Raw genomic sequence first — 21,379 nt, forward strand, 5'->3', positions numbered from 1 at the left:
TAAAAGAAAATTTTTAAAAGGAGTGTCTCACGAATGAACGCTTTTCGATCTTTTCAGGTAATAAATGAACCTGTTTTCCATACAGCAGTCAGTGATCTGCCATTTACTGAATTGGCTGAAAATGAAGTCTTGGTAAAAATTGCCTATTCTGATGTCAATTATAAAGATGCATTGGCAATGAGCGAGTCTGGTCAGGTGATACGAACCTATCCGATGACTCCAGGGATTGATTTATCCGGAACTGTCGTCCAAAGTAAAGATTCACGTTTTTCAGAAGGAGATCTTGTACTTGCTACTGGTTTTGGGCTTGGTGTCACCTATCCAGGCGGTTACAGCCAATACCAAAAAGTACCAGGAGACTGGTTAGTCCCTCTACCGAAAAATATGACACTGCGTCAAGCGATGATTTTTGGTACAGCAGGGTTTACTGCTATGTTGTGTGTGAACGCTTTAATCCGTCAAGGCATAACCTCTAATAAAAAAGTTGTCGTTACTGGTGCTTCTGGCGGTGTAGGCAGTGTAGCTGTCGCCCTGTTACATAAACTCGGATTCCAGTCAATCATTGCTTTTTCCAGAAAAGAAGAGTCTGTCACATGGCTAAAAAGTCTAGGTGCTTCTCAAGTCGTACGACCTGATGAATTTCTGCCAGAAACAACAAAAGCTTTAGGAAAACAGCAAATCGATGCTGTCATCGACACAGTAGGTGGTGAGCAACTAAGTAGTCTTCTTCCATTGATCTCTTATAACGGTGTAGCAGCTTTATGCGGCAATGCAGGGGGAATCAAATTAAACACGACCGTTTTGCCTTTTATTCTGCGAAACATCCAATTGATTGGGATCGATTCTGTCAATGTACCTATTGAACAACGTCCTTCTTTATGGCAACAGATGGCAGATTTGCAGATAGCAGATGACTTAGTTGCCCAAGAAATTACTCTGGAGCAGTTGCCTGAAACAGCAACTAAACTACTTGCTGGGACACATCAAGGAAGAACACTGGTAAATGTAGGTGACCAAAAATGAAGGTTCTGATCACAGCTGGAGGGACAACTGAAAAAATCGATCAGGTACGCGCTATTACGAATCATTCGACAGGACGATTAGGACAAGCTTTAGCTGATCACTTAGCTGCCAACCCAGATACCACAGTCGATTACGTGACTACGAGACAAGCACTGAAACCGGAAAGACGTTCCAATATAACGATCTATACGATTGAGTCTGCCCAAGACTTGTTTTTACAATTAGAAGCACTCACAAGAGAAGAACACTATGATGCAATTATCCACAGTATGGCAGTCAGTGATTTTACTCCTGCTTTTAGTTTTTCAGAAGAACAGTTGGCAAAAAAACTACCCGCTTCTTCAACGCAAGAAGAACTGGCCAATTGGTTTGCAGAAAATGAACAAACAAAGAACTCTGCTTCAAAGATCTCTTCTGACACCGAGCATCTTGTGCTCGTTTTGAAGAAAACGCCAAAAATCATTTCTTATCTGCGTGAATGGCAGCCGAAAGCGAAAATCATTGGTTTCAAACTATTAGTAGATGTACCAAAGGAATCACTTCTTACAGTCGCCAAAAACAGTCTGATAAATAACAAAACTGATTTTATTTTCGCAAATGATTTGACAGAAATCCATGGCGAGACACACCACGGATATCTCTTATCTAAAGATGGGACAGTGGAAGAAGCACAAAGCAAATCTGAGATTGCTGCATTGATTACTGAAAAAATTAGATTGGAGGAATCAAAATGAAAAAGATCTTATTAGGCGTTACCGGAAGTATTTCTGCTTACAAAAGCGCCGATCTTACAAGTCAATTTGTCAAATCAGGTGTCCAAGTAGATGTGATTATGTCTCAAAGCAGCACACATTTTATCACGCCATTAACCTTGCAATCTCTGTCGAAGCGAGCAGTCCATACAGATGTCATGCAAGAATCAAATCCACAGGTGATCAATCATATCGAACTAGCCAAACAAGCTGACTTGTTTCTCATCGCACCTGCTACAGCAAACATTATCGGCAAGCTAGCAAACGGCATTGCAGACGATCTCCTTTCAACAGTCGCAATGGCGCTTCCGGAGGGAACACCAAAACTGATTGCCCCTGCCATGAACACGAATATGTATCAAAACCCGATCACTCAGCGTAATCTGGAAACATTGAGATCTGTCGGCTATCAGGAAATCGAACCAAAAGAATCTCTTTTAGCTTGCGGAGATTTTGGAAAAGGTGCCTTAGCTGATATTCAGACGATCATCGAACAGGTCATGCTGACTCTTAACGAAAGAAATGCTTAGTGAAAAAGGAGTACTTATGAAAAATACAAAAAATTTTACTTTGACTGCGATGTTTTTAGCTATTTTGATTTTATTAGCTGTTACGCCTCTAGGGTTTATTCCTATTGGCCCAATAAATGCAACAACCATGCATATACCTGTAATCATTGCTTCGATCGTTTTAGGACCAAGACTAGGTGCTTTTCTTGGCGGTACATTTGGACTGATCAGTATGATTCGAAGTACGGTTATCCAAACACCTTTGTCTTTTGTCTTTTCTCCGTTCATCCCAGTCATCGGAACTGAACACGGAAGCTGGAAAGCCTTGTTGATCGCGTTTATCCCTCGGATCTTGATTGGTGTTGTTCCTTATTTCGTTTATAATGGTCTGCGCAAACTGATGAAACAAAAAGCAGATACCGTCTCTTTATTCTTAGCAGGACTTGCCGGCTCATTGACCAATACGATTTTAGTGATGAATATGATCTACTTTTTATTCCAGCAAGATTACGCCAAAGTCATCGGGACAAATTTAAACGCTGTTTATTCAGCTATTCTTGCAGTTATTTTTACAAGTGGCGTACCTGAAGGAATCGTCGCTGGTCTTGCGACTGCAGCAGTATGCAATGTCTTGTTAAGATACTTCAAGCGCCCTTCTCTTCATCACTGATAGTCATCGTAGCCGATGTCTGATTTTTTTCTCTTTTGGTGTTACTATTAAATAGTAAGATTTGACGTCGAAAGGATGATCCAAATGAAAATTTTTGTTGTAGGTGCAAACGGACAGATTGGCCGACACCTGATAAAAGATCTAGCTTCAAGTCCCCACGAAATTTTTGCTGGGGTAAGAGATGTCGCTTCCCAGACATTAGTGAAAAAAGAGAATGTTTCGTATGTCTCTTTTGATTTGACTTGGTCCGTGGAAAAAATGGCTGAAGCATTCAAAGGTATCGATGTATTGATTTTTGCTGCCGGTTCTCAAGGAAAGAATCTTCTGCAAGTAGACTTGGATGGTGCAATCAAAACAGTTATCGCAGCTGAAAATGCGCATGTCTCTCGTTATCTGATGGTCAGTGCTGTTTATGCAGATGAACCAGCAAAATGGCCTGAGTCCATGACAGATTATTATATTACTAAACATTATGCAGATGAATGGCTGAAACGAACTAACTTAGATTTTGTCATTCTTCAACCAGTCACATTGACGAACGATGAAGAAGTCACCTCCATTCAATTGACTAAGCCTAATGAAAAAGCAGCCAAAACGATTTCTCGTTCTACAGTTGCTGCTGTACTTGCCGCTCTTGTGGAAGAAACGGATATTTCCCGTACGACTCTAGTACTTTCTGAAGGTAGCAAAGAGTTGAATACAGCATTCCAAGAATGGGCAAAGGAGGAATAGATCCATGCGTGCCATTTCAATCAAGCATCCTGGTTCTGTAGATGTATTAGAACAAATAGAAGTGCCTGTTCCTGAACCAAAACAAGGCGAATTATTGATAAAAGTCCATACAGCAGCGGTCAATCGAACAGATATCATGAAAAGAGAATCAGTCTCTTTAAAACCTCCCTACCCTATTTTGGGTGTCGAAGTAGCTGGAGAGGTAGTTGAGAATAAAAGTGATATCTCCACTTTTACTCCTGGGACAAAAGTGTACGGATTAGTCAATCTAGGTGGTTATGCTGAATATGCTGTGATGCCTGCCGATCGAGCAATCCTTCTCCCTGATACGTTAGATTATGTTTCTGCTGCTGGAATCTCAGAAGTTTTTCTGACTGCTTATCAAACACTTTATTGGCTTGGAAAATTACAAGAAGGCGAAACTGTTTTGATCCACGCAGGAGCAAGTGGTGTTGGAACAGCAGCGATCCAATTAGCTAGACAACTTTCTCACGCGAAAATCATCGTTACTGCAGGATCAGAAGAAAAGCTCGCCTTTTGTAAAGAACTTGGTGCAGATGAATTGATCAACTATAAAAAACAAGATTTTCAAGAAGAGGTAAGAAAAATCACTGATGGTCGAGGAGTCGATGTTATCTTGGATTTCATCGGCGCTTCTTACTGGGAAAAGAATTTAGCTTCTATAGCCGTTGATGGTCGCTGGGTCTTGATTGGTATGCTTGGCGGAACCATTGTGCCTGAGATAGACCTTGGTGTATTGATTGGGAAACGTGTCCAACTTCTTGGTACATTATTGACACCTAGAAGTGATCAGTATAAAGCAGAGCTCGCACAAACTTTTATGGAAAAAGCGGGGCCTTTTCTAGAAAGTGGCAAGATTCGGCCAATCATTGACCGTACATTCCAATTCAGCGAAGTCAAACAAGCACATGAATATATGGAAGCAAACAAAAACATCGGAAAAATCATTTTGAAGATAACTGAATAAAACCATGCTGATCAAAAAAGAGGCTGGGACAGAAGCGTTTAACTCCAAGAAATAAGAAGGAGTTGCTTCTGCTTCCGCCGTTTATACGTGTTTAGAGCGTGGGACAAAAGTGTTCTTTACTTTTGTCCCACGCTCTTTTTCCGAACAAACGGTGTTCAATCAGCTGACCCTCGGTATTCGCTCAACAAACGGCAAAATATGTGGAACTATTTTTTCGTTTGTTTCTCTAATACTCAGGTCAAAACGCTGATTTCACAACCTCTTTTTATTTACGTTCTATTTCATTCATTTTGCGAAGCAAACCGAGCTGCTTGTATGCCCGCTTGTCGCCCAAAAATAATGATTTCTGCAACTGAGTTTCCACCGATCCGATTGTCTCCATGTAAGCCACCTGTGACTTCTCCAGCAGCATACAACCCGCTGATCGGCTGATTTTCTTTATCCAATACTTCGGTATTCGTATTGATTTTCACACCACCCATCGTATAATGGATCCCTGGCGCGATTTTGATTGCATAATAATTTGGAGACGATAGATCATGTTCCATGGCTGTGGCACGATTGAATTGAGCATCTTTTTTCTTGGCAACATCCGCATTCCATCCATCAATTGTTTTTGCTAATGTTTCTTTTGGCAAATCAATTTTTTCTGCTAATTCTTCCATTGTTTTTCCAGTTGTGACATATCCTTTTTGGTCATAAAATTCGATGGCAGTGGCACGATCACGCACGCCTTGATCAAAAATCAAATACGCTGATTTTTCAGGCAACGCTGTGATGGCTGCAGATACTTTATCCCTTGTATCCATTTCATTCACAAATCTTTTGCCTTCTTGATTCACCAAGATTGCTCCTTCTCCGCGAACCACTTCACCGATCAAGATTCCCTCATCCTGTTGCACGGTTGGATGGATTTGTATTTTATCCATGTCAACGGTTTGTACGCCTAACTTTTCGATCATGGTAATACCATCTCCAGTTGATCCTTCTTGATTTGTCGTAATATAATCAGCTAAATCGGGACGATATCTTTCAATAAATTCTTTGCTAGCACCAAAACCGCCTGTAGTGACGACGATTGCTTTACCGGTGATCTCTTTTGGTTCTTCTCCTTGGACATGTACAGTCACTTCATTGACTGTTTCGCCATTTTTCTTAATGTCTGTCACATCTGTGTTGACAAAAATCGGTATTTTTCGCTCATGGACGCTGTTCAATAATCCATCCACTAAATATCCACCGATAGCCGAGCCATCAGACGGACGATGCGTCCTCTTCTCGCTCATCCCTCCAGTGATCGTTAAATTATCTAGTTTGATCCCATTTTGATCCAACCAATCGATTGCATCAGCAGAGTGATCGACAAAGTAACGAAGCATTTCTTTATCATTTGTTCCTCCGCCACCTTTTAGCGTTTCTTCATAGAATGCCTCATTTGAGTCTTCGATTCCCTCTTCTTTTTGGAATTTGGTTTCAGAAGCGTTCATTCCGCTTGATGATTTAGACGTATTTCCTCCGGCAACAGGCATCTTTTCGAAAATCACTGGGTTCAAGCCAGCATCTTTTGCTTCGATAGCGGCTGCCATCCCTGCACCGCCAGCTCCCACGATTACGATATCATAAGATTCTTTCATTTCTTTTGGATCAGTATATGCTTGTTCAGAAGCACCTGATGACACTTCGGCAGATTCCTTCGTACTAGAACTTGTCTGTGCTGTATTTTTCTGATCTGCGCCACATGCACTCATGGCAAGAAGCGAAACCGCCGTTAATAAACCAACAACTAATTTTTTCATATTTATCCCCCTTTTCTCCTTATGCTTATATTAAGTGATTTTTTTCACAATATCAACTCTGTTTTTCTTTAAGACATATAGTTTTGGTAATCGCACGCTTCTTAGTATAATTAAGGATATACATGAAGGAGTTATTTTATGAATCATTTGAAAACCTTTTTTACGAACAGTACAAAGACTGCTGGCAGAATCACAAATGGAATCTATATTTTATTACGTATCATCGTTGTTATTATGTTGGCTGATCAGATTTGGAACCAACATTGGGGAAATACGATGCTTTTATTATTGACACTGATTTTATTTGAAATTCCTTATTTCCTGGAAAAGATATTAAAGATACAGATTCCAAATATGTTAGAAATCATATTGTTATCTTTTATTTTCAGTTCAACGGTTTTAGGAGAATTAAGCGATTTTTATGGCTATTTTTCAATGTGGGATACTTTTCTACATGCATTCAGCGGATTTTTAGCTGGGGGTGTCGGTTTTTCACTTGTTTATTTGCTCAATAAAAATACAAAAACGATGAACTTGACTCCTTTGTTATTAGCAGTCGTTTCCTTTTGTTTTTCGATGACAGTTGGTGTTATGTGGGAGTTTGTTGAATTTTCAGCAGATAAATTGCTACAATTCGATATGCAAAAAGATACGATCGTCCAGCAAATCAATAGTGTGGAGTTAAGCAAAGACGGAAACACTGTCTATCATGTTCCTGATATCACTCGGACAATCATTGAAAGTCAGAATGCAGACGGTAAAACAGATAAAATAATCATCCAAAATGGTTATTTAGATGTGGGAATCATGGATACTATGAAGGATTTATTTGTTAATTTTATTGGAGCAGTCGTTTTCAGTATATTTGGTTACCTTTATAGTCGAAATGATTACCAAAAATTTACTTTCATCAAGAATTTTATTCCCAAGAAAATCAAACGATAAACATACTAAAGAAATAAGAGAAGAGGCAGTGACAAGACTTTTGTCACGACCTCTTCTTTTTCGAATAAATAGCGTATCATCAGCTAGCCAACAGGATGAATTCAAAAACAGTAAGATAGAAAGAACTACTTTTCCGTTTTTCTTCTAATTATTGTGAGCTGATTTCACCATTTTTTTATTTATCTAATTTACTTAAAACCTGCATAACTTTTTCATAGTCTGGATTAGGTGTGCCATCTAGATTTTCAGCAATAAAAGAAAAACCCATTTTTTTATAAAGAGCAATCGCCTGATGGCTCCATGTCTGGGTTTGAAGATAGATTGGTCCATCCGTATGGAGAGTAGGAAATTCTTGTAAGACTTTAGCAGTCAATGCTTTTGCGAGCCCTTTTCCTTGGTAAACTGGTTTAACTGCCAACCAATGAAAAACCGGATACACTCGCTCTCTTGATTTCTTTCGCCAAGCGGTACAGGTTGCTACTTTTTCTCCATTTTTTGTCTCTACAAAAAACATCCTTCTTTCAAGTTCTTCAGGATAAGGAGCAAAGTTTTTTTGAAAATACTCAAGTGCTTCATCTGTCGTTTGAAATTCCCCAACGGAAGTTTCAATCTCTGACCAAGCAGATTCGTCCCCTTTTTGATAGGTTCGAAATTCAAAACCTTCCGCTAAAGGTGTCATTGGCACAGGCAGTTGAAGTGGTCTTGTCATCCAGATTTCTGCGTAAGACAACGTTTTATCTAACATTTTTCTATCCCTCCTCGTATCCATTATGCCAAATAACAGATAACTCAGCTACTTATTTGACTATAACAGATAGGGGAATGAATCAGAACCAGTCATCTGCGTCAAATTCATTTCGATTAGCGTATACCCATGTTCCTGCCATACCTCGCATGACATCTCCTAAAGCGGAAGAAGAAGGGACACCTCCACCAGGTGCGGGTGTTCCCGGACTAGGAAGTGGTACTTGCGGCTGCAGATGCTCATCGGTGGAATCAATAGTAGACAAGCGTTTTTTCTTCGTTTCCTTGTGGTTCTCTGATTCATTTTGATCTTCCGGCTGTTTAGCAACAATTTCTTTTTCTAATTGTTGTTCTATGTTAGACTCTAACATTTCATTTTCCGATTCAGAAACTTGTGGGATCAAACGATCTTCTTGCCTTATCGTTTTGTTAGATTCTGAACTTTTTATAGATATTCTTGCTGGTTCTAGGCTTCTTGTTTGTTTTACTTCCCCTGTTGGAGAAACTGTAGGAGCCATTTGTTGTTTTTTTTCTGACAAGCTTTCTTCTTGTTTTTTTTGTTCTTTTTGGTTTATCTGTTTATTTAATGGTAAAACATGTAATAGCGACTGAGCACGGAGTTCTTGGAGTGAATACGGGTCATGGTAACTATACATAATCGTAAAATCGCCTGTTTGTTTGGTCAAATAACCATCCTCCAATGGTTCTCCGTTGATTGTGACCTCTACATCCTTTGACGGTACGGGTTTACCTAAGGAGTTTGTTGCGGATTGGATCAACTCTTCTTTACTTATTTTTTCATTTGGCTGAGCAATAACAACGTGACCTTCTAATGAACTATTATCCGGTACATAAACATAAGTGAAGGTAATTTCCTCTCCTGATTGCTTTCTATTATTCATCAGTTCTGAGTGAAGGGCTTCAAGGATCACCGACCAGTTACTATTTCTGTCTAATCCGTTTGCTTGCATCCAGTCAGAAATATAAGTGACTTTTCCGTCTTGTTCATAAGTCGACAAATCTACATTTGGCACTCGATCAGAAAATTCAGCAGGGAGTTGTAAATCTGGAATAAGTTCTACACTACTTATGCGTGTTTCTGCTTGCAGTTCTTTATTCGTTTGACGATCAATAAAATGAGTGATGACAGTCGATGAAGCAGCAGGTGCTTCTACATAAACGACAGCTGTTGTTTCCACCGCTTTTGATGTAAGAGGGTCTACATAAGTTAATACGACGGGATATTCTCCCGGTGTGGCAGGATCTACTGTCCCGCTCATTTTGATTTCTTCTTTATTCCCTGAAGTTCCATCGCTTTTTGTTACATATTCGATAAGAGCTTTAGGGTCGTAATTCTCTCCTGTTATTAGATGAAGATCTTTGCCTTTGACAGCTGTTTGATCAGCATGAACATGAATCACAGCAGATGCAGTCATTGTTTTTAAAGCAATTGGATCAAAATAAGACAAGTCAATAGTAGATACTCCTGGATTTGTCGTGTCTATGATATTCCCATTGTTTGAAATTACTTTGGACATATCTCCTTGTGTTCCATCTGCATTCCTCAAGCTTTCTACCAGATTCGATATCGAAATTTTTGTCCCTGCCAGAACGTCGATTTCCTTTCCTTCGAACTGTGAATAATCTTTTCCATATACATAAGAGACTTGTGCACTTCCACCGTCCTTCACACCTGTCAAAGCATGATTTAAACTATCAATGATCTGTTTTAGCTGATCCCCTTTTGTTGGATCAGTCATACCGGAAAAGACAGAAAGCGGCACGCTGCTTCCAGTTTCTGATGTCCATAATGTTTTGTTAGGAATTAACCAATAGTGGTTTATCGTTGGAGGATAACTGACTTTATTATAGGAATTCAAAGAAGGAAGTAGCTGTGTTCCACTTACATCAGTGAAAGTATGGGTAATAGTAATAGGGGAATCAGTCGTCGTCTCAGAGACAGATGTACGTACGATCTTGATGGTTTGTGCCGTTGCCTGAACGGGTACATTCATATAGACACCTACAGATAAGCTGATCAGCATCGTACGCATCACAAATTTGACGTAGCGGTTTTCAGAACACGATCGTTCTTTGTCTAAACGGCAAGCGTGTTTATTTAGTTTTTTAGGTTGTCTTTTTGAACACATTTATTCTTAGTCCTCCCTACTCTTGCCTCGGCATGAAGTAGTAATTTTCATAAGATGATTTTATTATATAGATAAAATCAAAAAAAGATGGGCAATTGGGACAGTATTTTTCTTGATTTTTTATTGTTTCAAGAAAATCGGAATAATAACTTATGTACTTTTTAATTTTGTCAAGCAATATCTCTTGATATCTAGTCATCTTTTCTTTGAAAAAATACATAAATCAGCTAATAAATAAGTGAGACAAAGTTGTCATCCATAAATATTAGCTGATTTTTTCAGTTAAATGTCTATTTTTTTCTCTGATAATGATATTCCCAAAATATTCCCAGTCATCTGGAGTCGGCGGATTTTTCCATATTATCTGCTCTTTGTTGAATTTTTCAAGCAAACAATCAGATAAATAAATATCCGTACGGGAAGTGATTCGATTTTCAATCACAATATTGTAATTTTTAAATCCCTTCACTTGAGAAATAATATAATCGGTATAGGCAGATCCTTGAGAAAAATCAATACAGACATAGATTGGTGATTCAAAATAAGAGACTGGACAAATACCGACCAATAAAAAAAGATAATCATAAAATAAGCGAATCATGAAACGTTCATCTTTTTCCAAGAAATAGCGTTTATTATCTTGTATGACATTTTGGATCGCTGTACTGAATATTGGATACGTTTCGAAGAAAAACTGCAACTGCTTTTTAGACGTAAAACTAGTCATCTCAAAGTCGAATATCCAATTTTTCCGATTGACATGCATCATCCCCATACGAAGTTCTTTTCGTATATGGAGTCTTTCTTCTTCAGAAACTTCAGTTGAAAATGGTAATTGATCAATCAATTCCACTGACATTTTTTGACTAATCATATGGATATCATGGAAATGAGCTTCCGCAAGTCCAAACGCACCATCTAATTCAAATTCTTCTTCCGTAATCAAAAATAACATGATATAAGAAATCTCATCAATGATCTGCTCTTTAGGGATATGTAGAAAAGAAATATGCGATAAATCCTTAATAATCTTCATTCCTTCTGAGCTCTTAAAGTATTCATCTGAAAAGAAACGTTTTCCTATTGGTTGATTTCCATAAATCCTCAACAAACTAACAGTAGTTAGCAAATTGAATTTGATTCGCTTTGTGGCAGACAACTTTAAATTGAACAGATATTCAAAATATTGCACGATACTTTTTGCTTCATTCATGACGCTTTCTCTAAATGGCATAGAAAAACCATTAAAGACCCCAAAATATACCCCAAATAATACGTTCCGTATGTTTATTTCTTCCCCAACTAATATGTTTTTCTTTAACTTTATTTGATGCTGTTCAAGAAAAGAGACTAATTCTCTTCTTTTTACATAAGCTCTTGATATGCTTAAAAAATGGTTCTCTGCAAATTTTTCAATTGTTACTTTTGAATCTACGATCTCCGTTAACAGTCGAGCAATTTTTGATCGTTGAAAGTAGATTCTTCTTAAATTTTTAATATCCGTCAAATTTAGCCGTTCAACATGAATCTCTCCTTCTTCTGAGATTTGGATCTCTGGCTTTGATTTGAATTCAGAAAATTCTTTATTTAATTCTATGATATAATTTCTTGTTTTAAATTTAGATAAACCTAATGTTTCATATAACTTAGACAACACGACGTAATTCTTTTTCTCAAATTCTAAATATCTGGCTAACAGCAGTTTTTCTCTATCTTCCTCTTCGATAAGGTAATCCAACTTCATATCCTACACCTCAAAAAAATGCCTCATACCAATCACTTGATATGCAGATGAAAGTTCATCTTTTCACCTATACTGATTTTATGATGGATTACACCTGTTTTTTCATCAGTTATTCTCATTTTTTATCTTTTTTTTGAGAATATTGCAAAAAATGGAAAAATTTACGGGAAAATATTCTATATTTTTTGTTTTATTGTGTTAAAATATACAAGATTTGCACCATTTGCGTAAACAACCACAAAAAAGAGCAGGGCGTCCACCGTCCTGCTCTTTTACTTATTTTAAGTGCAATTACTTATTAATTCGCTAAACTTCTGCTTGTTTCTGATAGTGCTTGTTTCTCTCCAATGATCCGCACTTCTGTTTCTAAAGACACATCAAATTTTTCTTTGATTACTTCTTGGATGTGCGCAATCAATTCAATATAATCTGTCGCTGTCGCATGATCGATATTAACGATGAATCCAGCATGTTTTTCAGAGATTTGTGCACCGCCCCATTTCAGACCTTGCAATCCTGCTTGCTGGATCAGCTGACCCGTATAATGTCCTACTGGGCGCTTAAAGACACTGCCGCATGAAGGATATTCTAATGGCTGTTTTGATTGACGCAATTCTGTCAACTCATCCATTCTTGCTTTGATTGCTTCATAATCCCCTGTTTGCAAACTGAATCGAGCTTCCAATACGATAGCACGTAGTTCTTGGACTTTACTGTGACGATAAGAAAATACCATTTCTTCTTTTGTCAAAGTTTTCAATGTTCCATCTTCAAGCAAAAGATCCACTTCAGCAAAAACATCTTTGATCTCTCCGCCATACGCACCTGCATTCATATAAACCGCTCCACCGACACTTCCAGGGATGCCGCAAGCAAATTCAAATCCAGTCAATGATTCGGCCAAAGCTGCATAAGTCGTATCAATCAGTGAGGCACCTGCTTCCGCAATGACCATCGTTCCTTTGACATGAATCTGTTTCATTTCAGTCAGCATGATGACTACACCGCGGATTCCGCCATCTTGAACGATCAGATTGCTTGCGTTTCCTAGTACCATCCAAGGTATATCATGGATTCGGCAATAATCGATGATTTGCTTTACTTCTTCTTGCTTTTTCGGGAATGCAAGGACATCAGCTGGTCCGCCTGTTTTCGTAAACGTATAGTTCATCAATGGTTCATCAAACAATAAAGTGATCGTGGCTAAGCTTTCAACTATTTCTTCTTTATTCACTGAGGATTTTCCTTTCTTTTCTCAAACGTCCCCATTATTCTATCACGCTTAATACAATCTTGCCAGTCTTGTTCAAAGTTGGTGACGGTAGTGCTCTTTAAGCACTTCCTCGCATAATTCATGACTTCTTACAACTTCTTGCTGTTTAAGCAGTTCTGCTTCCGGTTTACCTGAACGTACCTGAGATAAGAAGGCCTCTACCATTGGCTCAAATCCGCGTTTGACTAGCGTGTTCGTCCAGTCGCCAAATTCTTTCACCTTTTTTCCATCAGCATCTTGAATGACAAGCTGGGTCAGGTCGCTTACTTCATAAGTACCATTCTTACTTGTTACTTGATATTTTTCTGTATTAGCACCACTTGCCAAATCCATCGTTAATATAGCCGTTTGATTTTGTGTTTCTAATTGTAAAATGGCATATTCCAAATATTCCTTTGTTTCTCTTATCTGATATTTTGTTCTCAAAATGGGTTCATCCAATAAATACACCGCTGTATCAATGAGATGTAAAAATAAATCATAAAGGACGAATTCTGTCGTCTCTTTTGCCGCTATTCGATTTTTTTGCAGTTGGATCAGCCGCTTCTCTGGGATACGTTTCAATTCTTCTACCATAGGAGCAAAGCGTCGGTTAAAACCGACCATCAAGATCACTTGGTTCTTATCAGCCAATTCTTGCAATTCACGCACTTCGTTTAGATGGACACTCAACGGTTTGTCAATATAAACATGGATACCATTTTCCAGACATCTTTTTGCTAGCTCATAATGTACTTTTGTTGCTGCGTGGATCATGCATGCTTCGATTTTTTCTTCTAAGAGCTCATCGATCGTTTCATATAGATGTTGGAACCCATATTCTTTTTGGATTCTTTCTTTTGTTTCTTTATTTCGTGTTGCAAAATAAAAATCAACTGTTCCTTGTTTTTTCGCATAGGTTGGTAAATATGCTTTTTCTGCAATATTCCCTACACCGATTACACCAATCTTCATCGACTTTCCTCCTGGATCATTTAGTTACTTTCATCTTACACCATTTTTTACTAAAATGAGGTACAATAGTATCGCAAAGGTAAGGAATTTAATTTGAAGGAGTGTGCTTTTATTGAAATTTATCTCTTGGAACGTGAACGGGCTTCGTGCCATCGTAAATAAAAATTTTTTAGAAGTTTTTCATGAGTTAGACGCCGATTTTTTCTGTTTGCAGGAAACAAAGCTCCAAGCAGGACAGATCGATTTAGATCTTCCTGGTTATTATCAATATTGGAATTATGCGGAACGAAAAGGCTATTCTGGTACAGCCATTTTTGCTAAAGAACCTGCATTGAATGCCACTTACGGAATGGGTATCGATATCCACGACACAGAAGGCCGTCTGATCACTTTGGAATATTCCGATTTCTTTCTTGTAACTTGTTATACGCCAAATTCTCAAAGTGAATTGAAACGTTTAGATTACCGATTAGAATGGGAAGAAGCCTTTTATAATTATTTGGAAAATCTAAAGAAACAAAAAACAGTCATCGTTTGCGGGGATCTAAACGTCGCGCATCAAACGATCGATTTGAAAAACTGGAAAACGAATCAAAAAAATGCTGGATTCACTCCGGAAGAAAGAGCGGCTCTTTCTCGACTGTTGGATAACGGGTTTATCGACACATTTCGTTATTTTTATCCAACCCAAGAAGGTGTTTACTCTTGGTGGAATTACCGATTCAATTCAAGAAAAAACAATGCTGGTTGGCGGATCGATTACTTTTTGACGAGCAAAGATTTAGCGCCAAGACTGGCTGATGCAAAGATCCATACGGACATTATGGGCAGTGACCATTGTCCAGTAGAATTAGATTTAAAATAAAGAGGTTGTGAAAAAGCTGTTTAGTTTCGAGTATGAAGAAAAATTTTGTGAAAATGGCTTTCCCATTTTTGCATAAATTTGGCTTAATACCGAGAAACTGGCTTTTGAACACCGTTTACCAAGAGGTTGTGAAATCAGCGTTTGACCTGAGTATTAGAGAAAGAAAACGGCAAAATAGTTCCTCATATTTTGCCGTTTGTTGAGCGAATACCGAAGGTCAGCTGATTGAACACCGTTTACCATGAGATTGTGAGCCTGCCGTTTCACTCTGAGGCACAAGGAGCAATTTCAAAAAACAGCTTCCCATGTTTTATGGATATTGTGACTTGTGACCGAGGAGTTGGCAGGAGAACACCGTTTATCAAGAGGTTGTGAAATCAGTGTCCTGACCTGAGTATTAGAGAAAGAAAACGGCAAAATAGTTCCTCATATTTGCCGTTTTCTGGCTGATACCGAGAAGTCATGATCCTCTCGTCTAACTCCGAGTCGCAAGGAATGAGTTCAAAAAATAGCTTTTCTCTACAAAAACTACATAAAAAATCCTATGTTTTTTGTTAAAACTATTTGTTTTTTTCAAAAGTATGTTACAGTAATTTCCCAAGGAGGTTTTACAGAAATGAATTTTGTTGCCATGGATTTTGAAACTGCCAATCATCAGCCTTATAGCGCTTGTTCTCTTGCGTTAGTCATGGTAAAAAACAGCCAAATCGTCGATGAATTCTATACATTGATACAGCCGGAAACTCCTTTTTTCTGGCGAAATGTCCAAATTCACGGAATCCATCAAGAAGACGTACGCAATGCGCCGAAATTTCCAGAAGTCTGGCAAACTATCCAGCCATATTTTCAAAAAAATCGTTTAGTTGTTGCACATAATGCTGCTTTTGATACAAAGGTCTTAGCAGGTTGTTTAGATTATTACCATCTCGAACAGCCTAGTTATCTTTCTTTATGTACAGTGAAAAGCAGTCGTCGCTTGTTTCCTGAATTTCCAAATCATCGATTGAACACTGTGTGCGAAAATTTGAACATCCAATTAGATCATCATCATGATGCATTGGAAGATAGTCGTGCGTGTGCGGAAATCCTGCTTTATCAAGAAAAAAAATTCGGGACAGATCCATTGAAAAAACTCGTGACTATAAAGTAAAATAATCATTTACTTATGAAACGCACAAAGAGGTTGTGAAATCAGCGTTTTGACCTGAGTATTAGAGAAACAAACGGCAAAATAGTTCCTCATATTTTGCCGTTTTTTGAGCTAATACCGAAGGTCAGCTGATTGAACACCGTTTACCAAGAGGTCGTGAGCCTGCCGTTCAGCTCCGAGTCACAAGGAGCAAGTTCAAAAAACAGCTTCTCATGTTTGATGAATGTTGTGGCTTGTGACCGAGGAGTTGGCAGGAGAACACCGTTTAAGGAAGAGGTTGTGAAAAAGCTGTCCTGCATCAAGTAATAAGAACAGCCAAACAAAAATAGCTCCTCCTATTTTTCGTTTGGTTGGGCTTATTACCGCAGATGCAAGCTTTTGAACACCGTTTATTCAAAAAAATGGACTGCGACACGACTTTTGTCACAGTCCATTCGTGCGTTTTTCTGCCTTCCCAAAAGGTTGACAGTTTCTTAACTCTTTTCTTATTTTTTCTATTCAATCAAATAACTCATTTTATATACATCTAAAAATTCACCTAAATCTGTTCTTGCCCCTCTAGGCATGACCGCTTCGATTTGGAAACCCATTTTCTGGTAAAGGTGTACGGCTCTTTCATTACGAACTTGAACATCCAGCTCCAATCGAAAAAGTACACCCATTTCCTTCGCCCAATTGATGATTTCTTCTAGCATAAGAGTACCTAGTCCCATCCCCCAATATTCCTGCAGGATACTGATACCGACTTCTCCCACGTGAGATAAACGAAATTGACTGTCTGCTTTGACTGATGCTGTTCCAACAATCGTCCCTTCATTGAGAGCAAGCAGCAATAAATTATTGTTGCTTTCGTACATATAACCCAACTCTTCTGATAAAGTTTCTGGGGGTAAAAGAAGTTCAGCTTCATCTAAAGCTAAAAATTCTGTCTCGCTATTGACTTGTTCCATCATCGAAAGAATATCTTTTGCATCATCTGGCACTGCTTCCCGCAAGATGATTCCAATTTCTTCACTCATGGTTTTCAACCCATTTTTCTAGGATTCGCTGTTTGAATGTTTCACTTTGTTCACCATATGAGATCAATTTCACATAACGCTTTTCTAAATCTGTATCACTTTTTTCTAAAATCAGTTCCAAATAATCTTCTGGCAGTGCTTCTTCTAATAGATTTCCCCATTCGACAACGGAAAGTCCATCTCCTTCAAAATATTCATCTAACCCTAAGTCAGCTCCGCTAGCTGCTACCCGATAAATATCCATGTGATACAACGGAATCCTGCCTTGATTATACTCTCTAATAATCGTGTATGTCGGACTTTTGATCATTTGCGTTATTCCCAGTCCTTGGGCGATACCTTTCGTCAATGTTGTTTTACCCGCACCTAGATCACCAGTCAATATCAGATTATCACCTGGCATGGCGGAATGACCAATTGCCTCTGCAAATTGTTCTGTCATTGTTAATCCTGATAGTTCGATCATTTTTCATCTTCTCCCGCTCTTCTTTCTTTTTGCCAGTATATCGCGTAATGAAGTTTTTTTAAAGAAAAAAACGAACTAGTCAAGAACAGCAGCTGCCGTTTTTGGACTAGTCCGTGTGTATTTGTTAATCAATCAATGTTTGTGCTGCTGTGATAATCGATAATTTATATACGTCTTCTTCATTTGCTCCACGAGACAAATCAGAAACCGGTTTGTTCAAACCTTGCAAGATTGGTCCGATTGCTTCAAAGTTACCGAAACGTTGAGCAATTTTATAGCCAATATTTCCTGATTGCAATTCTGGAAATACAAAGACTGTTGCTTGACCAGCTACTTCTGAATCTGGCGCTTTCAGTTGTGCAACTGAAGGAACATAAGAAGCATCAAATTGCAATTCGCCGTCGATCAAATATTGCGGTGCTAGTTTTTTAGCGATTTTAGTGGCTTCAACTACTTTGTCTACTTCTGGCGATTTCGCTGAACCTTTTGTCGAGAAGCTCATCATCGCCACTTTTGGTTCGATATCGAACAGTTCAGCTGTTTTTGCAGAATCTACAGCGATTTCTGCCAATTCTTGTGCAGTTGGATTCACATTGATTGCACAATCAGAAAAGACATATTTTTCTTGGTCTCTTCCACGTACCATGATCATCGCACCACTTGTCCGACTGACACCAGGTTTTGTTTTGATGATTTGAAGTGCTGGACGAACAGTGTCACCAGTCGAATGGATTGCTCCAGAGACCATGCCGTCTGCAACACCCATATACGTAAGCATCGTGCCAAAGTAATTCACATCTTTTAAAATCTTTTCTGCTTGTTCTTTGGATGCCTTTCCATTTCTACGTTCGACAAAAGCATCTACCATTTCATCCCACTTATCGTAAGTATCAGGACTAATGATCGTAAAGCTAGATGTTTTGATTCCTCTGGCATGTGCTGCATTTCTTATTTCTTCTTCGTTTCCTACTAAAATGGGTTCCACCAGTTCTTCTGCTTTCAACCGGGCAGCTGCACCTAAAATTCGAGCATCAGTAGCTTCCGGGAAAACGATTTTGATCCCACGGCGAACAATCTTAAATCTTAAACTATCAAACAATTCCACAAGATGACCTCCAGACGTTTTTATATGTATTATCATACACTATTCCATAAAAAAAGAACAGTTTATTTTATCTGTATCAGTCAAAAATGCCGGAAAAATGAAGTTTTTCACATATATGGCAAACTGCGCTATAACAGGAAAGCGCTGTTTTATTACACTGTTTCAGGCAGCTGCCAATCAATCGGTTCTTCTCCTAACGCAAGGAGTGCATCATTCGTTTTCGAGAAGGGTTTGGAACCGAAAAAGCCACGGCTTGCAGATAGCGGACTGGGATGTGGAGATGTAATGATGATATGACGGCTCTTATCGATCATTTTGATTTTTTCTTGCGCCGGTTTTCCCCACAAGATAAACACGATTGGTTTTTCTCGTTCATTTAATTTTTCAATGATCGTGTCTGTTAATCTTTCCCAACCTTTCCCGCGATGTGAATAAGCTTGCCCTTCCCGAACAGTAAGAACAGTGTTGAGTAAGAGGACTCCCTGTTTAGCCCATGATACTAGGTTTCCATGTTGAACAGGTACGATACCAAGATCATCATGAAGCTCCTTGTAGATATTTCTTAAAGATGGCGGGATCTTCACGCCGGGCTGCACAGAAAAAGATAATCCATGAGCTTGGTTTTCTCCATGATAAGGATCTTGTCCTAAGATCACTACTTTGACTTCTTCATAAGGAGTCAATTCCAACGCTTCATAGATATGATACATATCTGGATGGATCTTTTGGGTCGCATATTCTTTCTTTAAAAATTCTCTTAGATGCAGATAATAATCTTTTGAAAATTCTGAGGACAAAACTTCTTGCCAACTGTTATGAATGATTTCTTTCAAAACCTCCACCTCCTAATAAAAAGAATAACTCACATTTTCTTCAATCACAAGGGACAATCTTCCCCCTCAGCACTTGATTAATATGGTAAACTAGGAACAAGAAGCAGAAAGGAACGATAATCATTATGATCAAATTAATTGCATCAGATATGGATGGCACATTATTAGATGCCCATATGAGTGTTTCTCCTGAAAATGCCGAAGCAATACGTTTTGCAAACGATGCCGGCGTTGAGTTCATGGTCGCTACTGGACGAAACTATCAAGAAGCTCGCGCCGCTTTGGATGAAGTAGGAATCGATTGTGCGATGATCACTTTGAACGGGGCACAAGTATTTGATAAAGAAGGAAATTCCTTGTTTACCGTATCCATCCCAACTAATCAAGCAACCTCTGTTTTGGATATTTTAGACGCTAACGGTATTTACTATGAAGTAGCAACCAACGATGGTCTTTATTCTGAAAATCAAGCGAAGCGGATCGAAAGCTTTGCTTCCATGGTCGCTACCCATTTACCTCACCTTACGTATAAAATGGCGATTGCCATGGCCTCAGCTAAGCTGGAGTTGCTGCACATCACATATGTAGACAGTATTCGTACCATTTTGGAAGAAAAGAATCTGGAAGTCTTGAAAATCATCTGTTTTCATACAGAAGGACCTGCTGTGTTAGGACCAGTTGGTAAGCAGATTTCTCTTTTAGGCGATTTAGCTGTCACTTCTTCTGGTCAAAACAATATTGAAGTGAACCATAAAAACGCTCAAAAAGGAATTGCCGTTGCCCATGTCGCGCATGAGCGTGGCATTTCTTTAGAAGAAGTCATGACGATTGGTGATAATTTCAATGATGTCAGCATGCTGCAAGTGGCAGGAGTCAGTTTTGCAATGGGAAATGCAGAAATCGAAGTAAAAGATTATGCCAAATATACAACGGACACGAACCTTGAATCTGGCGTAGGAAAAGCCATATTGCGCGCGATTGCAGAAGACTTATAGTTTTATCTAGAAAAGAGGGAGATAGATGTCAGAATTTTTCATTCAGGAAAAACAGCTTGGACGTGCAACTCGGACAATCGTCAAAAACGAAAAAGGGCATTCCCTGTTTTTGATGGTTGGTCGCTGGGGAACAAAGGGCGATGCGTTGTCTCTTTATGCCATGAATGGCGATCTTGTTGCCCACATCAAGCAAATAAGCCTGACATTCGGTACGCGTTTTGAACTGTATAAGGAGTTCGAAAAAGTGGGAACCATGCAGAAAATATTCAATTGGCCCGGTGATTTTTATTATATTCGTAGGCTTCACTGGACAGTCCAAGGTGATATCTATAATCATCAATATCAAATCCATCATTTCAATCAACAAATCATGAAGATGGATAAAGCTACGCTTTTTTCAGGAGATTACTATGTACTGGATATCTCAAATGATGAAGATGCTCCTGTTTGTATTTGTATTGCTGCGGTTTTAGATTACTGGCTTTACCGAAAGAACAAAAACAAAGAAAAGCCTTTATCCTATCGATTTGATGTGAATTAGAAAAAATAAAAGTAGCATGAAGACAAGCCAATAATAAACAACCTCAACATCTAAGTCAAAATGAAGAATCTACGATATTGGGAGTCGTTACTTGATCGAGTAACGACTCCCAATATTTCTTATCA

At 38.7% G+C, this 21,379-nt stretch carries 21 protein-coding genes; 11 read left to right on the plus strand and 10 right to left on the minus strand.

Annotated features, from left to right (window positions below; all coding sequences use genetic code 11):
* Positions 1–33 precede the first annotated feature (33 nt).
* The 6 genes from RWU19_RS08580 to RWU19_RS08605 all read left to right on the plus strand — a co-directional run bounded on the left by RWU19_RS08580 (position 34) and on the right by RWU19_RS08605 (position 4,674).
* Positions 34–1,023: an oxidoreductase gene (locus tag RWU19_RS08580; protein WP_123838246.1), complete on the plus strand. Its 990-nt coding sequence runs from the start codon at positions 34–36 to the stop codon at positions 1,021–1,023.
* Complete coding sequence (locus tag RWU19_RS08585; RefSeq protein ID WP_070769796.1) at positions 1,020–1,757, plus strand: phosphopantothenate--cysteine ligase; 738 nt, start codon at positions 1,020–1,022, stop codon at positions 1,755–1,757. Before RWU19_RS08580 ends, RWU19_RS08585 begins: the two co-directional genes overlap by 4 nt.
* Positions 1,754–2,305, plus strand: coding sequence for a phosphopantothenoylcysteine decarboxylase (gene coaC, locus RWU19_RS08590; protein ID WP_002340924.1), 552 nt, complete (start codon positions 1,754–1,756; stop codon positions 2,303–2,305). Before RWU19_RS08585 ends, coaC begins: the two co-directional genes overlap by 4 nt.
* 16 nt (positions 2,306–2,321) lie before the next feature.
* Positions 2,322–2,954 (plus strand): ECF transporter S component, encoded by a 633-nt coding sequence (locus tag RWU19_RS08595; RefSeq protein ID WP_002308409.1) that lies wholly within the window; start codon positions 2,322–2,324, stop codon positions 2,952–2,954.
* 84 nt (positions 2,955–3,038) lie between these two features.
* Complete coding sequence (locus tag RWU19_RS08600; protein ID WP_002334895.1) at positions 3,039–3,686, plus strand: NAD(P)-binding oxidoreductase; 648 nt, start codon at positions 3,039–3,041, stop codon at positions 3,684–3,686.
* A gap of 4 nt (positions 3,687–3,690) precedes the next feature.
* Positions 3,691–4,674 (plus strand): NAD(P)H-quinone oxidoreductase, encoded by a 984-nt coding sequence (locus RWU19_RS08605; protein WP_024635605.1) that lies wholly within the window; start codon positions 3,691–3,693, stop codon positions 4,672–4,674.
* 281 nt (positions 4,675–4,955) lie between these two features.
* Here RWU19_RS08605 and RWU19_RS08610 read toward each other — a convergent pair whose 3' ends face one another.
* Positions 4,956–6,470 carry a flavocytochrome c gene (locus RWU19_RS08610; RefSeq protein WP_123838247.1) on the minus strand — a complete coding sequence of 505 codons (1,515 nt, stop codon included), beginning with the start codon at positions 6,468–6,470 and terminating at the stop codon, positions 4,956–4,958.
* A gap of 138 nt (positions 6,471–6,608) precedes the next feature.
* On the opposite strand from RWU19_RS08610, the gene RWU19_RS08615 reads away from it, so the two are divergent.
* Positions 6,609–7,415, plus strand: a complete 807-nt coding sequence (locus RWU19_RS08615) for a hypothetical protein (protein ID WP_002340928.1) — start codon at positions 6,609–6,611, stop codon at positions 7,413–7,415.
* 175 nt (positions 7,416–7,590) lie between these two features.
* On the opposite strand, the gene RWU19_RS08620 is transcribed toward RWU19_RS08615, so the two are convergent.
* The 5 genes from RWU19_RS08620 to RWU19_RS08640 form a co-directional block, all read right to left on the minus strand.
* Positions 7,591–8,160: a GNAT family N-acetyltransferase gene (locus RWU19_RS08620; RefSeq protein WP_123838248.1), complete on the minus strand. Its 570-nt coding sequence runs from the start codon at positions 8,158–8,160 to the stop codon at positions 7,591–7,593.
* A gap of 82 nt (positions 8,161–8,242) precedes the next feature.
* The gene (locus tag RWU19_RS08625; RefSeq protein WP_316002795.1) at positions 8,243–10,309 is read right to left on the minus strand and encodes a bacterial Ig-like domain-containing protein; all 2,067 of its coding nucleotides are present in this window, start codon (positions 10,307–10,309) and stop codon (positions 8,243–8,245) included.
* Positions 10,310–10,574: 265 nt separating this feature from the next.
* Positions 10,575–12,053 (minus strand): helix-turn-helix domain-containing protein, encoded by a 1,479-nt coding sequence (locus RWU19_RS08630; RefSeq protein WP_096541031.1) that lies wholly within the window; start codon positions 12,051–12,053, stop codon positions 10,575–10,577.
* 298 nt (positions 12,054–12,351) lie between these two features.
* Positions 12,352–13,287 (minus strand): UDP-N-acetylmuramate dehydrogenase, encoded by a 936-nt coding sequence (murB, locus tag RWU19_RS08635; protein WP_002375311.1) that lies wholly within the window; start codon positions 13,285–13,287, stop codon positions 12,352–12,354.
* A 72-nt stretch (positions 13,288–13,359) separates the two neighbouring features.
* Positions 13,360–14,280 (minus strand): Gfo/Idh/MocA family protein, encoded by a 921-nt coding sequence (locus RWU19_RS08640; protein ID WP_024634976.1) that lies wholly within the window; start codon positions 14,278–14,280, stop codon positions 13,360–13,362.
* 112 nt (positions 14,281–14,392) lie between these two features.
* On the opposite strand from RWU19_RS08640, the gene RWU19_RS08645 reads away from it, so the two are divergent.
* Positions 14,393–15,145, plus strand: a complete 753-nt coding sequence (locus tag RWU19_RS08645; protein WP_123838250.1) for an exodeoxyribonuclease III — start codon at positions 14,393–14,395, stop codon at positions 15,143–15,145.
* Between the two features lie 616 nt (positions 15,146–15,761).
* Positions 15,762–16,295, plus strand: a complete 534-nt coding sequence (locus tag RWU19_RS08650) for a 3'-5' exonuclease (RefSeq protein WP_123838251.1) — start codon at positions 15,762–15,764, stop codon at positions 16,293–16,295.
* A gap of 494 nt (positions 16,296–16,789) precedes the next feature.
* On the opposite strand, the gene RWU19_RS08655 is transcribed toward RWU19_RS08650, so the two are convergent.
* The 4 genes from RWU19_RS08655 to RWU19_RS08670 all read right to left on the minus strand — a co-directional run bounded on the left by RWU19_RS08655 (position 16,790) and on the right by RWU19_RS08670 (position 19,718).
* On the minus strand, positions 16,790–17,314 hold the full coding sequence (locus tag RWU19_RS08655) for a GNAT family N-acetyltransferase (RefSeq protein WP_002344486.1): 525 nt from the start codon (positions 17,312–17,314) through the stop codon (positions 16,790–16,792).
* A complete protein-coding gene (gene tsaE, locus RWU19_RS08660) occupies positions 17,307–17,780 on the minus strand; it encodes a tRNA (adenosine(37)-N6)-threonylcarbamoyltransferase complex ATPase subunit type 1 TsaE (RefSeq protein WP_002308391.1) in 474 nt (157 codons plus the stop codon). The genes RWU19_RS08655 and tsaE overlap by 8 nt, the downstream gene beginning before the upstream one ends.
* A gap of 124 nt (positions 17,781–17,904) precedes the next feature.
* Positions 17,905–18,885 (minus strand): phosphate acetyltransferase, encoded by a 981-nt coding sequence (gene pta / locus RWU19_RS08665; protein WP_002312157.1) that lies wholly within the window; start codon positions 18,883–18,885, stop codon positions 17,905–17,907.
* 152 nt (positions 18,886–19,037) lie between these two features.
* The gene (locus RWU19_RS08670; RefSeq protein WP_002308387.1) at positions 19,038–19,718 is read right to left on the minus strand and encodes a uracil-DNA glycosylase; all 681 of its coding nucleotides are present in this window, start codon (positions 19,716–19,718) and stop codon (positions 19,038–19,040) included.
* A 125-nt stretch (positions 19,719–19,843) separates the two neighbouring features.
* On the opposite strand from RWU19_RS08670, the gene RWU19_RS08675 reads away from it, so the two are divergent.
* Positions 19,844–20,713, plus strand: coding sequence for a Cof-type HAD-IIB family hydrolase (locus RWU19_RS08675; RefSeq protein WP_123838254.1), 870 nt, complete (start codon positions 19,844–19,846; stop codon positions 20,711–20,713).
* A 25-nt stretch (positions 20,714–20,738) separates the two neighbouring features.
* Positions 20,739–21,254, plus strand: a complete 516-nt coding sequence (locus tag RWU19_RS08680; protein ID WP_002375323.1) for an LURP-one-related/scramblase family protein — start codon at positions 20,739–20,741, stop codon at positions 21,252–21,254.
* Positions 21,255–21,379: the final 125 nt, after the last annotated feature.

It is taken from the genome of Enterococcus sp. 2STP, assembly GCF_032465635.1.
Taxonomy (GTDB): domain Bacteria; phylum Bacillota; class Bacilli; order Lactobacillales; family Enterococcaceae; genus Enterococcus_B; species Enterococcus_B lactis.